10 protein-coding genes and 1 pseudogene are annotated in these 13521 nt (G+C 56.1%); 9 read left to right on the top strand and 2 right to left on the bottom strand.

Annotated features, from left to right (window positions below; all coding sequences use genetic code 11):
• Nucleotides 1–85 precede the first annotated feature (85 nt).
• Entirely contained in the window at nt 86–862 is a 777-nt protein-coding gene (locus tag P3T42_RS32185; protein ID WP_253190080.1) for a fumarylacetoacetate hydrolase family protein, read from the bottom strand.
• A 253-nt stretch (nt 863–1115) separates the two neighbouring features.
• On the opposite strand from P3T42_RS32185, the gene P3T42_RS32180 reads away from it, so the two are divergent.
• A complete protein-coding gene (locus tag P3T42_RS32180) occupies nt 1116–1298 on the top strand; it encodes a hypothetical protein (RefSeq protein WP_429308355.1) in 183 nt (60 codons plus the stop codon).
• Nucleotides 1299–1361: 63 nt separating this feature from the next.
• On the top strand, nt 1362–1679 hold the full coding sequence (locus P3T42_RS32175; protein ID WP_074267484.1) for a hypothetical protein: 318 nt from the start codon (nt 1362–1364) through the stop codon (nt 1677–1679).
• A gap of 151 nt (nt 1680–1830) precedes the next feature.
• Here P3T42_RS32175 and P3T42_RS32170 read toward each other — a convergent pair whose 3' ends face one another.
• Complete coding sequence (locus tag P3T42_RS32170) at nt 1831–2295, bottom strand: (2Fe-2S)-binding protein (RefSeq protein ID WP_074267483.1); 465 nt, start codon at nt 2293–2295, stop codon at nt 1831–1833.
• A 417-nt stretch (nt 2296–2712) separates the two neighbouring features.
• Here P3T42_RS32170 and P3T42_RS32165 point away from each other — a divergent pair, with 417 nt between their 5' ends.
• From P3T42_RS32165 to P3T42_RS32135, 7 genes and pseudogenes are all read left to right on the top strand, one after another.
• Nucleotides 2713–4974, top strand: a complete 2262-nt coding sequence (locus tag P3T42_RS32165; RefSeq protein WP_083611621.1) for a xanthine dehydrogenase family protein molybdopterin-binding subunit — start codon at nt 2713–2715, stop codon at nt 4972–4974.
• Between the two features lie 40 nt (nt 4975–5014).
• Nucleotides 5015–6328 carry a c-type cytochrome gene (locus P3T42_RS32160; protein WP_074267482.1) on the top strand — a complete coding sequence of 438 codons (1314 nt, stop codon included), beginning with the start codon at nt 5015–5017 and terminating at the stop codon, nt 6326–6328.
• A 74-nt stretch (nt 6329–6402) separates the two neighbouring features.
• Entirely contained in the window at nt 6403–7686 is a 1284-nt protein-coding gene (locus tag P3T42_RS32155) for an alpha/beta hydrolase (RefSeq protein ID WP_083611620.1), read from the top strand.
• A gap of 64 nt (nt 7687–7750) precedes the next feature.
• Nucleotides 7751–8358 (top strand): annotated as a pseudogene (locus tag P3T42_RS32150) (IS5 family transposase); the annotation flags it as partial.
• Between the two features lie 79 nt (nt 8359–8437).
• Nucleotides 8438–9175, top strand: coding sequence for a gluconate 2-dehydrogenase subunit 3 family protein (locus tag P3T42_RS32145; protein WP_074267480.1), 738 nt, complete (start codon nt 8438–8440; stop codon nt 9173–9175).
• A 1-nt stretch (nt 9176) separates the two neighbouring features.
• Nucleotides 9177–10958 carry a GMC family oxidoreductase gene (locus P3T42_RS32140; RefSeq protein WP_074267479.1) on the top strand — a complete coding sequence of 594 codons (1782 nt, stop codon included), beginning with the start codon at nt 9177–9179 and terminating at the stop codon, nt 10956–10958.
• 9 nt (nt 10959–10967) lie between these two features.
• Entirely contained in the window at nt 10968–12344 is a 1377-nt protein-coding gene (locus tag P3T42_RS32135; RefSeq protein WP_074267478.1) for a cytochrome c, read from the top strand.
• Nucleotides 12345–13521: the final 1177 nt, after the last annotated feature.

The raw sequence follows: 13521 nt of genomic DNA, 5'->3' as shown, positions 1-13521 counted from the left end.
TCGTATATTAGGTAAGGTGATTTTCACATTCGCGACTGCAACGACGATGGGGCACACGTGTTGTGGGCGACCAGATCGTGGACCGTCAAGCGGCGGTGGCGATGAGATTACGCAACAGCCCCAGCCCCGCAACCTCTGTTTCCAGAACATCTCCAGGCTTCATAAATTCCGGAGGCGTACGGGCATGTCCCACGCCCGGTGGCGTACCGGTAGCAATCACATCGCCCGGTTCAAGCGTAAGTCCATGAGATAGCTCCGCAATGATCCTCGGAATCTTGAAGTACATGTGACGTGTGTTCGACGTCTGCTTGCTCTCACCGTTCACTCGACTGGAGAGATCGAGACTCTCAGGATCGATCTCATCTGCGCTGGTAATCCAGGGGCCCATGGGGCAGGTTCCATCGATGCTCTTTCCCTTGAACCATTGCTGCCCATGCCGACGTTGAACGTCGCGCCACGTCACGTCATTGAGTACCGTATAGCCGAAGACATACTCCATCGCGTTAGCTTCCGGGATGTCGCGGCCCGCGCGACCAACGACTACAGCGAGCTCGACTTCCCAGTCCAACTGGGCCGACAAACCGCCGAAGAAGGGTATCGGGTCAAACGGCCCAATCACCGTTGTCGGAGCCTTGGTAAAAAATGTCGGAAACGCAGGCATTTCTTTCACGTGCGGACGGATCTTTGCGCCTTCCTCGAAATGATCCTGGTAGTTCCAGCCGACACAAAAGATGTTCTTACGAGGCCGTGGAATAGGCGCGTTCACCTGCACGTCGGCAAGCAAAAAATCCGTCGAGGCATGGTTGACAATAGTCCGGATCACATCCAATCCTGGTTGACCCGCTGAGATGACCGAAATCATGTCCCTCGAGTCGAAAGGCGTCTCGAGACCCAATTCAGCGGCCGACCTTCCGATGTCGACCACGCGCCTGTCGGCGTCTCGTAGTGCTCCGACGCGGCTCGCCTGGTCTCCGGTGGTCGCAAAAGTAAGGAGTCGCATTGATATCTCTGTAAAAGTAAAATTTGAACCTATTTAGCTATGATACATATTTTTTCAACAAATCATATATTTTTTGGTCGGCACATTGCCTGCATGTCGGAAAACGGTCACCTTGATGCCAGACCATGCGGCGACAATCGCCGACATGAGGCACATCCGGTTTCCGCCTGATACGATCAGCCGCGCGGTGCGGCCGTACTACCGCTTGCTGCCGAGCCTGCACATGGTCGAAGAACTGCTGGCCGCGCGGCATCCCACCCATGTACGAGACCAAGCGAAGTCGGTCGGTAAAGTTTGACCTGGACATTGCTCGACGTATCCGGCCCGCCGCACCGACACGAGGAGACGAAGTGGCACCTGGATGGAAGTCGTCACGATCAATGTCAGGAGGCACCGGTTGTGGCGCACGGTGGACCTGCATGGCGCCATGTTCGACGTGCTGATGCCGAGGTGGAGCGACCAACTCGGCCAGGCGCCTTATGCGCGAGCTGCTCAGGAAGCACGGGCGCACATCGCGGGTGTTGATCCCGCTTCAGATCAACGCGTCGCCAGCAACGTTTTCGCTTCGGTGCATGATCAGGTCACCAACCTCTTTCGGCATTGCATTGCCATTACCACACCGACGCAAAGCAAAAGCAGACGCTCCGAGGCGAGGTCTTCGAGGCGAAGGAAAGCTTGACGGGAGCGCCGATGCTGGGGCAATTGGCTCATTAAATAGGCATCCTCAAGCGCGGCGTGCCAAGGGCGTGCCGTTCGACAACTTGACACCACCTCTCTGCCTCATCGACAAAAATCGCGGTCAATCCGATGGAGCGCCCCTGAGAGGCTAGCTAGGATTTGCGCAGTGCGGCCGCGGCTGCGTGAATAGCCTCTCGAATCTGAATGTAGGTTCCACAACGACAAATGTTGCCGTTCATCGCATGGTCGATATCCTGATCAGAAGGTCGGGTGTTTTTCATTAGCAATGCCATCGCGCTCATCATTTGTCCCGACTGGCAGTATCCGCATTGCGGTACTTCATGCTCGAGCCATGCCTTCTGAATTTCCCTGCCGATAACGCTCGCGCCCATCGCCTCCACCGTTGTGATCTCGTTGTCCTCAACTGCCGAAACGGGAATGCAGCAGGAACGAACTGCCTCTCCGTTCAGATGTATGGTGCAAGCTCCGCATAACCCAAGTCCGCAGCCAAAACGCGTTCCCGTCATGTCGAGCTCGTCACGAAGCACCCAAAGAACCGGGGTTTCAGGCGAGGCCGTTACCGGTTGTGTTCGTCCGTTGATCCTAAGCTTGTGCATAAAATTTTTGCCACGCTATCTGGTGAAAACGACGGGATGGTTGAATGCTCAGCTTCAAACCCGTGGAACCGACGATGCGCAAACACGGTTTGCGAACAGTCGATCAGTCAAGCACTCATTCAGGCTAAGACGTAGCCTGCTCCTTCTCCTTAGCCCATCCATCCGACTCGTCGCAAGGAACCTGCGACTGCGACTTCGTTTCATGCGCCTACAAACCGCAACTGAACGGTGTTGCGAGCCAATCGGACCAGAACGGCAGGGCGCAAAGCTCCTTGTGGGCGGAGTCCTTCTCTCGTGACCAGCGGAACATCAGAGCTACCGCGCGCGTCGCGTTTACAGCAATCTTAGGCCAATAATATATATTTTTCAATAAAACAAAATTTGATATATGATTCGTACATTGCGCGGGGGAACTTGATGGAGTTCGAATGGCGGCCGGGCAGAGTGGCGAAGTTGTGCAGCGACATGAGGGAAGCCGGCAAAGGGACCGATATGAACAACAAGGGCGAAGGTATTTCGCGGCGGGGCTTTATCTTTGGAATCAGTGCTGCGGTTGGCGGTCTTGTCCTTACAGGCTTGCCTTCGCTCGCGGAGAGTACAGGGGTGGTGCAATCGCCATTGCTCACAAATGCCCCTGGCTCAGAGGTAGGGATCTGGGTTGTGATAGACGGCGAGACCACGACGATTCGTGTTGCGCGATCGGAGATGGGTCAAGGGAATTTCACGGCGTTACCGATGCTGGTAGCTGAAGAACTCGACTGTGACTGGAGTCATGTGACGGCCGAATATGTGTTGCCCGAAGCAAACCTTGCGCATGGTCACGCATGGGGCGACATGATGACTGCATCAAGCGCGTCCATCCGTATGTCTCACCTCTATCTGCGTAAGGCGGGTGCTCAGGCGCGTCATATGTTAGTGGACGAAGCCGCGGCGCGTTGGAAAGTCAGCGCGTTGGAGTGCACGGCACGCGACAGTGTCGTAACTCACGCTGCTAGTGGGCGTTCATTGACCTACGGGGAACTCGCGGAAAACGCAGCGCGGCGTCCTGTTCCACAAGAAGTGACGCTAAAAGACCCGAACCTATGGCGACTGATCGGGACACCGGTGAAACGGCTGGACCTCGAAGACAAAGTATTGGCGAAACCGATCTTCGCGACCGACGTGCGTCTTCCCGACATGCTTTACGCAACGGTTACGGCATGCCCAACTCTCGGCGGACGACTCAAAGATTTCGACGCGTCAAAGACGTTGGTCATGCCTGGCGTACGTCATGTGGTGCCGGTTGGGGATACAGCCGTCGCCATAGTCGCCGACTCGTGGTGGCAGGCCCACCATGCGCTTGATACGTTGTTGGTCCGATGGGACGCTGGCCCTGCTGCGGCGCTATCCAACGAATCCATCCGTGAGATTTTCCTGAAGGGTCTTGACGATCCGCATCCTGCAGTTGCCCAAAGGATCGGCAACGTGGACGAGGTCCTCGCAAATGCTACCAATGTAATACACGCCGATTATGAGGTTCCATATCTCGCACACACCACGATGGAGCCCCAAACCTGCACTGCTCACGTAACTCCCGAATTCGCCGAAGTTTGGGCGCCTACCCAGAATGGCGATGGGACGCTGCAAGTCGTAGCACACACACTCAAGATTGATCCGTCCCGCGTCAAGATTCACAAATGCCATCTTGGCGGCGGATTCGGGCGCCGCGGAGTATCTCAAGATTGGGCTCAACAGGCAGTCTTGATTGCCAGGGCTGTAGGTAAACCGGTGAAAATGCTATGGACCCGGGAAGAAGATGTCAGGCATGACTACTACCGCCCCATGTCCATTGCCCGACATGTAGCAGGATTCGACAGGAATGGAAAACTTCTCGCATGGAAAGTGCGGCTGTCGTGTACGTCTATTCTGGCCAACCTTATGCCCTCTCGGCTGAGGCATGGACAGGACTTCGACATGATGGGGGCATTTCTACCGGGTGACATGAGCTACCACATCCCCAATTTTGAAGTCGGCTACGCAATGCGGCAGTTGCCGATCCCAGTGGGCTTTTGGCGAGGTGTCAATCATAGTCAGAACGGATTTTTTAGAGAGTCCTTCGTTGATGAGATGGCGCATGCAAGTGGCCAGGATCCCTACGCTTTCCGGCGTGAGTTACTCGCGCATAGCCCGCGCTCGCTTGCCGTTGTGGATGAGGTAGCGACTCGCGCTCAGTGGGGGCACACTAAAGCCGGCACATACCAGGGAATGGCACTCGTCGAATGCTACGACTCAGTCTGCGCTCACGTCGTCGACCTATCGATCGATGACGAAGGACGGGTGAAAGTACATCGCGTCGTATGTGCGCTTGATTGCGGATATGTCGTGAACCCAAGCATCGTCAAAAAGCAACTACAGGGCGCCGTCGCATATGCGCTTAGTGCTGTGCTTTGGGGTCAGGTAACGATCAAAAATGGCGAGGTACAGCAGTCTAACTTCCACGACTATCCGGCGCTTCGGATCAGCGAGATGCCCGTGGTCGAAACCTATCTCATCCCAAGTGGCAACAAGTACATTGATCGCTGGGGAGGTGTTGGCGAGCCGGGTACGCCACCCGTCGCACCTGCCGTCGTTAATGCGATTTTCGCCGCAACCGGTAAGCGTATTCGACTGTTGCCGCTTGCCGGCCAAAAGCTGGTGTAGACGCTGCTCTCCTGGCTTCCTTTCGAAGCGAAATTCATCGATGAAGACTGCAATCTCAAGCAACCCGACGCGCATACGTAGATGGTTCGCGCTTGCGTCAATCCTGGCGATGGTGCTAACGGCAAGTCTACCAAGCCGGGCGGCTACGCCTGCGGATCGTTTGGTCGCTCGGGGCGGCTATCTGGCAAAAATCGGCGATTGCGCAGCATGCCACACGGTTCGAGGCGGTGCGGATTTTGTCGGCGGGCTGCCCATGCAAATGCCCGTCGGCACGATCTACACGACCAATATCACGCCCGACCCCGACACGGGAATCGGCCGATACACGCGGGACGATTTCGAGCGTGCGTTACGACACGGAGTCGCTAGAGATCATAACTTGTATCCGGCAATGCCGTATCCATCCTTTTCCAAGATCAGCGATGAGGATGTGGACGCGCTGTATGCCTATTTTATGAAGGGTGTGAAACCCATAAAACAGCGCAATCGACAATCGGATATTCCTTGGCCGCTTGATATGCGCTGGCCACTCAAGCTGTGGAACCTCCTTTTTCTTGACGATACGGTCTATCGGGCAAAGCCGAACAAAGACCCCATCTGGAACCGGGGTGCTTATCTTGTTCAGGGCCTCGCGCATTGCGGCGCTTGTCATACGCCGCGAGGCATGGCGATGCAAGAACTAGCGCTCGACGAGAAGAGTCAGACTTTCCTTTCCGGCGCATCTCTCGACGGATGGTTTGCATCGAATCTGACCGGTGATAACAATGCGGGACTCGGTAGATGGACGGAAAATGATCTGCACATGTTTCTGAAAACTGGAGCGAACGTTCATGCTTCCGCGTATGGTCCAATGACGGATGTCGTCAACAATAGTACTCAGTATTTGTCCGACGAAGACCAAGTCGCGATAGCACGGTATCTCCGTTCGTTGGTTCCGTCACACGCGGGTGACGTCAACGAGAGAGAGCCGTATCGATACGACGGTCAGATAACCTCCACCTTGGTCGCAGGAACGCCGTTACCGAACGGCGCACACGTCTACTTGACCTATTGTGCCAACTGCCACGGGGTTGATGGCCGAGGACGTGCACCCTTCATCGCTCCCCTGGCAGGAAACCCGGATGTGTTGGGCACTAATCCATTGTCGCTTATTAACGTGACGATCAATGGCGCCGCGAATCTTGTAGTCGGCGGCGTGCCCGCGGCCTATCCCATGCCCAGGTTCAGGCTAGGCCTCACGAACCAGGATATCGCCGACGTGTTGAGTTTTGTACGAAGCGGCTGGAATAACCGCGCTCCAGAAATCAAAGCACAGGATGTTGCGAAGGTGAGAGCCAGTACGAGCGGCAAGTGATAGGTGGATACACATTTTTTGAGCAAGCATCAAATACAACTAGATCTACTTTCTTGACGACCAAAGAGGGAATCATGCGCCACCCTGTCGATCACACTTTTTCTTCGAAGACGCGGCAGACTTTGCGGAACGATAGCAACAGAAAACATCGTCGCGTACATGGAGGCGGCACATTAATCGTGGTGTTGACCGCTCTAGCACTGTCGCATAACGCCGTGGCTCAAGAGTCACAGGACAAATGGCAAACGCGTTCCTGGCCTGAGCTTGCCGCCGAAACGCAGGCGCGTGCGGATCGAGGTGCCTATCCTTTGACTGGACTCAAGCCAGATGATGTTCGCGAAGCGCTCTCGCATATCCACTCCCTCGATCGCGACGAATGGGCTTCGGCCTGGATGGCGATTGGCGATCAATACGAACTGCGTGCAAAATCGGAGGAACCGACAGACTCTGGCGCCGCACGTGATGACTATCGGGCAGCATGGCTCAACTATTCGTTCGGTCGTTGGCCCTCCCCTAATTCGCCAGGCAAAGCGCAGTCGTATGCAAAAGCACAGGAAGCTTTCGCCAACTATGGGCGGCTTCTCAATCCACCGATCGAAACGATCAGCATTCCATTCGAAGGCAAGCAGATCGTTGCCTATCTGCAAAAACCGCCCGGTGTCACAAAGCCACCGATTGTCCTTGACCTCGGCGGCATGGATGAATGGAAGGACTCCGTCGCTGACCAGGGGCGCGGATTCCTGCAGGACGGCATTGCCGACGTCGCAGTCGACATGCCCGGCACTGGCGATGCACCTATGGCCCGCCCGGGAGCCGAGAGGGTCTATTCACGTCTGATCGACTATCTACTCACGCGAACCGACGTCGACGGTAGCCGCATCGTCGTACGCGGCACGAGTTGGGGCAGTTATTGGTCCGCGCGGCTCGCATTTGTTGAGGCGAATCGTCTAAAAGGTGCGGTGTATCAGAGTGGTCCGGTGGACAGTTATTTTCAGCGTGCATGGCAAGATAACTCTCTGCACACGAAGGAATACCTGTTTGATTTCGTTGCATCACGCTTATATGTTCTTGGGCAACCCTCGGTAGAAGCGCTCTTGAACTATATGCCGTCGATGTCGCTGAAGGCAGCCGGACTCCTGGGACAGCCGACGTCACCTATGCTTCTGATCGGTGGTGTACAGGACAGCCAAACGCCGTTCACCGATCTAATCGAGCTACTGCAGACCGGGACGCCAAAGGACGCATGGGTCAACCCAGAAGGCCGACACATGGGAGACTCTGGCAGTTGGACGCATAAAGCTATCTTCGACAAGGTTATCCGACCGTGGATACGGGCGCGTTTGATCGTTGGGCAATGATCCATTTCGCGCGTCTCGTGATTCAAAACTGATCAAACTATGGAGCCACCACTTGCCACTAGCGGAGATGCGTTTCGGCAGTGGCATGACGTGTTGGCGTCGACCGCGTGAATGGCAGGACAACGGCGTGTGGGCAGACTCGCATCGGGCGTTCCTTGTACGCCTGCGTGGATATGACGCGATTGACTGGAGTCGTGTGAGCATTTATAGGGCGAGCCGACCGGGCCAAACACGACCGACCGGAGCAAGCTAGGCAGCAAGCGGCATATTGCAGTAGACGCCCAGGGTATCCCGCTGGCCCCGGTGGTCACAGGCGCCAACCGGCACGACTCGACGGTGTTCGAAGCTGTACTCGATGCAATACCGCCCGTGTCGGGCGTGCCTGAGCGACCACGGCGGCGGCCGGACAAGGTCCATGCTGACAAGGGATACGACTATGCGCTCTGCCGGGAATCACTGCAACAACGAGGCATCACGGCACGCATTGCGCGTCGTGGTATCGAGAGCAGCGAAAGGCTCGGCCGTCATCGCTGGGTGGTCGAACGCACACATGCCTGGTTTGCCGGTTTCGGCAAACTGTGCATCCGTTTCGAACGGGCTCTCGATACTCATGTCGCGTTGCTCAATCTGGCTTGTGCTGTCGTCTGCTCAAGGTTGGTTGATCAGTTTTGTTGGCAACTCTTAACCAGATTACCAGAACACCTCATTGCGCCCCCCTCGATCACATGCTCAATCTCTTCGGAGAATCATAATGTCTCAAGAAAAAGAACCGCGCAGACGATTCTTGCGACAGATGTTCGCAATCGTACCGGCATCCGGCCTGGCCACAGGCGTCGCACTAACACAAACGGCCTGTTCCAAACCCCCACAGACGGGGAGTGCCAATGAACTGGGCGCTACCAGTCTCGGACTCTACGAACCAACCTATTTCACGAAAGAGGAATACACGTTCATTGAAGCGGCTGTCGATCACCTCATTCCATCGGATAAATTTGGTGCCGGCGCGCTTGAGTGTGACGTACCGGTCTTCATTGACCGCCAGATGGAAACGCCTTACGGGCACGGCAAGCTCTGGTATATGCAGGGACCGTTTCATCCGGATGAAAGCCCTGACATGGGCTACCAGATGAACCTGAACCCGCGCCAGATTTATCGCCACGGTGTTGCCGAGACCAACACGTACTGCGTGAAGCATCATGACAAGGTGTTTGTCGATTTGTCGAAGGGTCTTCAAGTCGAAGTCCTGAAAGCACTCGACGCCGGCACGCCGCAATTCGAATCTCTTCCCTCCAGGACCTTCTTTTCATATCTGTTGGCAAACACCAAGGAAGCTTATCTGGCCGATCCGATTTACGGTGGCAACAAGAACATGGGCGGTTGGAAAATGATCGGATTCCCGGGTGCCCGTGCGGATTTCATAGACTGGATCGACAAGCCAAACGTGAACTATCCGTACGGCCCGGTCTCGATCTCGGGAATGCGGGGATAACATGGCAATCCAAAAAGACAAGGTAGACGTCGTCCTGATCGGCTTTGGATGGACCGGGGCAATCATGGGAATCGAGTTGACGGCGGCCGGCCTTAACGTGCTGGCGCTCGAGCGCGGGGAGTTCCGCGATACACCGACGGACGCGGAATATCCGAAGGTCGCGGACGAACTGAAGTACTCCACACGCGGCGAGCTATTGCAGCACCTTGCCGACGAAACGGTGACCATTCGTCACGATATGACGAGGACAGCGGTGCCGTATCGTCAGCATGGCGCATTTCTGCTGGGAAATGGTGTCGGCGGTGCCGGCTTTCACTGGAACGGCATGATGTACCGCAACCTGCCGGAAGAACTCGAGATGCGCACGCGCTATACCGAGCGCTATGGCAAGAAATTCATTCCCGACAATATGTTGCTGCAAGATCATGGCGTGACTTACAAGGATCTCGAGCCGTTCTATGACTTTTCGGAAAAAGTCATGGCTGTTTCGGGTAGGGCCGGCAATATCAATGGCAAGCTAACTGGCGCCGAAGAAGGTAATCCGCTGGAGGGTCCACGAACCAACGAATTCCCGACAGCGCCGCTGCAAAAGCAATATAGCGGCATGTTGTTTGAAAAAGCCGCACGGGAAGTGGGTCTGCATCCGTACTCGGCACCGGCAGCGAATGCGTCCGCGCCATACACGAACCCCTATGGTGTGCGCATCGGACCGTGTAACTTTTGTGGTTTCTGCGATGGCTATGGCTGCTACATGTATTCGAAGGCATCGCCACAGACGACGATCATGCCGGTTCTGCTCAAGCGTGAGAACTTCGAGCTTCGGACCGAATCGCAGGTGATCAAGGTCAATATGGACTCCACGGGCACGAAGGCAACCGGGGTGACATATGTCGACCGGCAGGGGCGTGAGGTCGAGCAACCGGCGGACATGGTCATCCTGACAGCCTTTCAGATGCACAACGTGCGTCTGCTGCTGTTGTCCGGCATTGGTAAGCCGTATAACCCGTTGACGGGTGAAGGTGTGGTCGGCAAAAACTTCGCCTACCAGATGAACGGAAGCATTGGCATCCTGATGCCCAAGGGCACACATTTTAACCGCTTCGCGGCCGCGGGCGCAGGCGCTGTCGGCTTGGACGACTTCAATGGCGACCAGTTCGACCACGGGCCGCTCGGCTTCATAGGGGGGGCGAGCATTCGAAGTTTGAGCTCGGGCGGCCGACCGATCGGCCAGGCCCCGACGGTACCGGGGACGCCGTCATGGGGCTCGGGTTGGAAAGAGGGTGTCCAGGATGCATATCAGCGGTATATGAATATCGCGATCGCTGGCTCGGTCATGTCTTACAAGGACGCTTATCTCGATCTGGATCCGACCTATCGCGACAAGTTCGGTAAGCCATTGCTGCGCATGACGTTCGATTGGCATGACAACGAGTATGACATGCTGGGTTTCATGGGCGACCAGATGGAAAAGCTGGCCAATGTGATGGGCGGTGACAGGGTAGTTCGTGGCATCCGCAAGAAGGGAAAGCATTTCGATGTGCGCGAGTATCAAAGCACACACCTGACTGGCGGCGCCATCATGGGTACCAATCCGAAGGACAGCGTGGTCAACACGTATGGCCAAACCTGGGGTGTGTCGAACGTTTTCGTGATGGGCGCCTGTCTGTTTCCGCAGAACATGGGGTACAACCCGACAGGGCTGGTAACGGCAATCGCTTACCGTTCCGTGAAAGCGATCCGCGAACAGTACCTGAAGAACCCCGGCCCGCTGGTGCAGGCTTAGGCACGCACGATGACTAAATATACGAAGCGCGTGCTGCCGGCGCTGGCGTCGGTTGTCATGTCATCGCTCGCGCTTGGACTAGCGGCATTATCCACGACTGTGCGCGCGCAGGATGCAACTAGCGCGGATATGACCCAATTGATAAGGCAGGGGGCCTACCTCGCGCAAATCGGTGACTGTGTCGCCTGCCATACCGCGAAGGATGGAAAGCCGTTCGCTGGTGGCCTGCCGATGAGCATATCGATCGGCACGATCTGGTCGTCGAACATCACGCCCGACAAAGACACCGGGATTGGCAGTTACACCCTTGACGACTTTGATCGAGCGGTTCGCCACGGGATAGCGAAGAATGGCGAGACACTGTATCCGGCGATGCCTTATCCGTCGTATGCGAAGGTCAAGCCATCAAACATCAAGGCGCTCTATGCGTACTTTATGCACGGCGTGCAACCGGTCTCGCAGGCGAACAAGACCACGGACATCATGTGGCCGATGTCAATGCGATGGCCGCTGTCGGTCTGGCGTAAGCTGTATGCACCAGACGTGGTAACTGACGACACACCTGTAAGCGCTACTGATCCGGTGCTCCGTGGCCGGTATCTGGTGGAAGGTCTGGCGCATTGCTCCGCGTGTCACACGCCCCGTAAGGTGACGATGCAGGAAGCATCGCTGAGCGACGATGGATCGACGTTCCTGTCAGGTACGGTGATCGACGGTTATCTCGCAGAGAATCTGCGCGGAGACGTGAAGGACGGCCTCGGCAATTGGAGCGAGGGGGATATTGTCGCGTTCCTGAAGAGTGGCCGTAACGAGCACTCCGCTGCCTTTGGCGGCATGGCCGAGGTCGTACAGGACAGTACCCAATTCATGATGGACAGCGATCTCATGTCGATCGCCACGTATCTGAAAACGTTGGGACCGGCGCATCCGGACCAGACGTCGCTCACGTACGATAGCGCCACGGAGAAGATGTTCCACGACGGGAGCGCCAGCAGTAACGGCGCGATCCAGTTCCTGAATAATTGCGCAGCCTGCCACCGGACTACTGGCAACGGTTGGAATGGGACTTTCCCGCGACTGGCGTTGAGCACCACGGTCAACACGAAAGATCCGTCGTCGCTGATTCGTATCGTGTTGTCCGGGGCCCAGATGCCTTGGACGGCATCCGCGCCGACGCACTATGCGATGCCTGGCTTCGCTGATCGGCTAAGCGATCAGGATCTGGCGGATGTGTTGACGTTTGTGCGTAGTAGCTGGGGGAACACGGCACCTGCCGTTACATCGGAAATGGTGGCCGCCGTGCGCAAGAGCCTTCCCGAGAAGGCGCCGGCCACGGATCTTCAGACACGTCTCATCAACGGGATTTGTCGCAGTAAGACTCGATGAGTAGAGTCGAATCGATATGCAAAGTATTGCTTACGTTGCGAGTTCGTAGAATCGATCGGCGACGGGCGGATGATAAGCTCGAGCATGTTTCATCTGTCCTTTGCCGAACATATGCATCAGTTCGATGCCACTGTGATCGTCGATTAGCGCAACCCGTCAAGACGGGTTCCCGAGCCGCTTATGGTTCGTCTGCCATCATGCACAAGGATCGCTTCTACCAACGCGCCTTCCTGTCCTAGCACCGAGCTTACGGCTCATGGTTATGGACGCGATCGTTAAAGGTCGGAATCACGCAACTGATATCTGGTGACGACACGGCGCGCCTCCTCATCGCCACCATCGACGGACGTAAGCGGAGCCGGAACGACACCAACACAAGCATCTAGATCGAACGGAACATCCGTCGCCAAAGTGCTCAACAAGGTCCGTATCTTATGGCGTTGTGTCGAATAGTGCTCCTCGGCAATTTCTGCGAAGCTGGCGTCGAGCGTCGAACAGATGTCCAACCGACAGGGCATAACGGCAAGAAAACTAGCTTTCAGGCGCGGGGATTTCTACTTGACCGAGAAACTGATTCGCCTGCGCAAAATCTCTGCACGAAGACGAGGCCTAACTCGGAGGGAATTCGGGCGCCGCGGGAAGACGGCGCACGGGTACTGGGGCCGCCGCAAACTAGTTCGAGTCAGCGCAGGAGTCGGACGCCCTTTCTTATGACGAATCTGCTATCGGTGACACGCCGACTTGAGGGACTGCTAAGCGGGGCGGTGGTGCTGTCGGTAAATTTGTCTCGCCCCCCCAATTTAAGGTATGCGCAAGAGGCACTACAGCGATCGAAATACGCCCCAACTGACTGCTCGCGAACCGATTACTCCTGCTAATGCTGCATGGCAACACAGTTTTGAGACGTGCAGTAGGCTCTGCTGTATCTGAAATATCCAGAAGCGTTTGCTGCAGACTTTGTTGTGCTCCAATATCTGCATCAAAGAAAAAGCGATTCGAGAGCTTTCCCTTAGAAGTTTCTATCCAATCTCGGACCGCGCTTGAGACTCGCTCCGCTCCCTACCTTCAGCCTCTTACGGAAATATCCAACCCGCTCTGTGGACCCTCTTGGGTACACCACATTTTGATTAATAATCTGTTGGGCGGTTACCGTAGGCACGTGACGACCACGAAACGC

Source organism: Paraburkholderia sp. GAS38 (assembly GCF_050434965.1).
In the GTDB taxonomy this organism is placed as follows: domain Bacteria; phylum Pseudomonadota; class Gammaproteobacteria; order Burkholderiales; family Burkholderiaceae; genus Paraburkholderia; species Paraburkholderia phenazinium_A.
Note: the sequence above shows the minus strand (reverse complement) of the source record. Positions and strands in the feature narration are given on the sequence as shown.

Bases quoted from the DNA above. Each gene is read 5' to 3' on its own strand.
- P3T42_RS32185 (WP_253190080.1), bottom strand. From the start codon at position 862: ATGATTTCGGTCATCTCAGCGGGTCAACCAGGATTGGATGTGATCCGG.
- P3T42_RS32180 (WP_429308355.1), top strand. From the start codon at position 1,116: ATGCCAGACCATGCGGCGACAATCGCCGACATGAGGCACATCCGGTTT.
- P3T42_RS32175 (WP_074267484.1), top strand. From the start codon at position 1,362: ATGGAAGTCGTCACGATCAATGTCAGGAGGCACCGGTTGTGGCGCACG.
- P3T42_RS32170 (WP_074267483.1), bottom strand. From the start codon at position 2,295: ATGCACAAGCTTAGGATCAACGGACGAACACAACCGGTAACGGCCTCG.
- P3T42_RS32165 (WP_083611621.1), top strand. From the start codon at position 2,713: ATGGAGTTCGAATGGCGGCCGGGCAGAGTGGCGAAGTTGTGCAGCGAC.
- P3T42_RS32160 (WP_074267482.1), top strand. From the start codon at position 5,015: ATGAAGACTGCAATCTCAAGCAACCCGACGCGCATACGTAGATGGTTC.
- P3T42_RS32155 (WP_083611620.1), top strand. From the start codon at position 6,403: ATGCGCCACCCTGTCGATCACACTTTTTCTTCGAAGACGCGGCAGACT.
- P3T42_RS32145 (WP_074267480.1), top strand. From the start codon at position 8,438: ATGTCTCAAGAAAAAGAACCGCGCAGACGATTCTTGCGACAGATGTTC.
- P3T42_RS32140 (WP_074267479.1), top strand. From the start codon at position 9,177: ATGGCAATCCAAAAAGACAAGGTAGACGTCGTCCTGATCGGCTTTGGA.
- P3T42_RS32135 (WP_074267478.1), top strand. From the start codon at position 10,968: ATGACTAAATATACGAAGCGCGTGCTGCCGGCGCTGGCGTCGGTTGTC.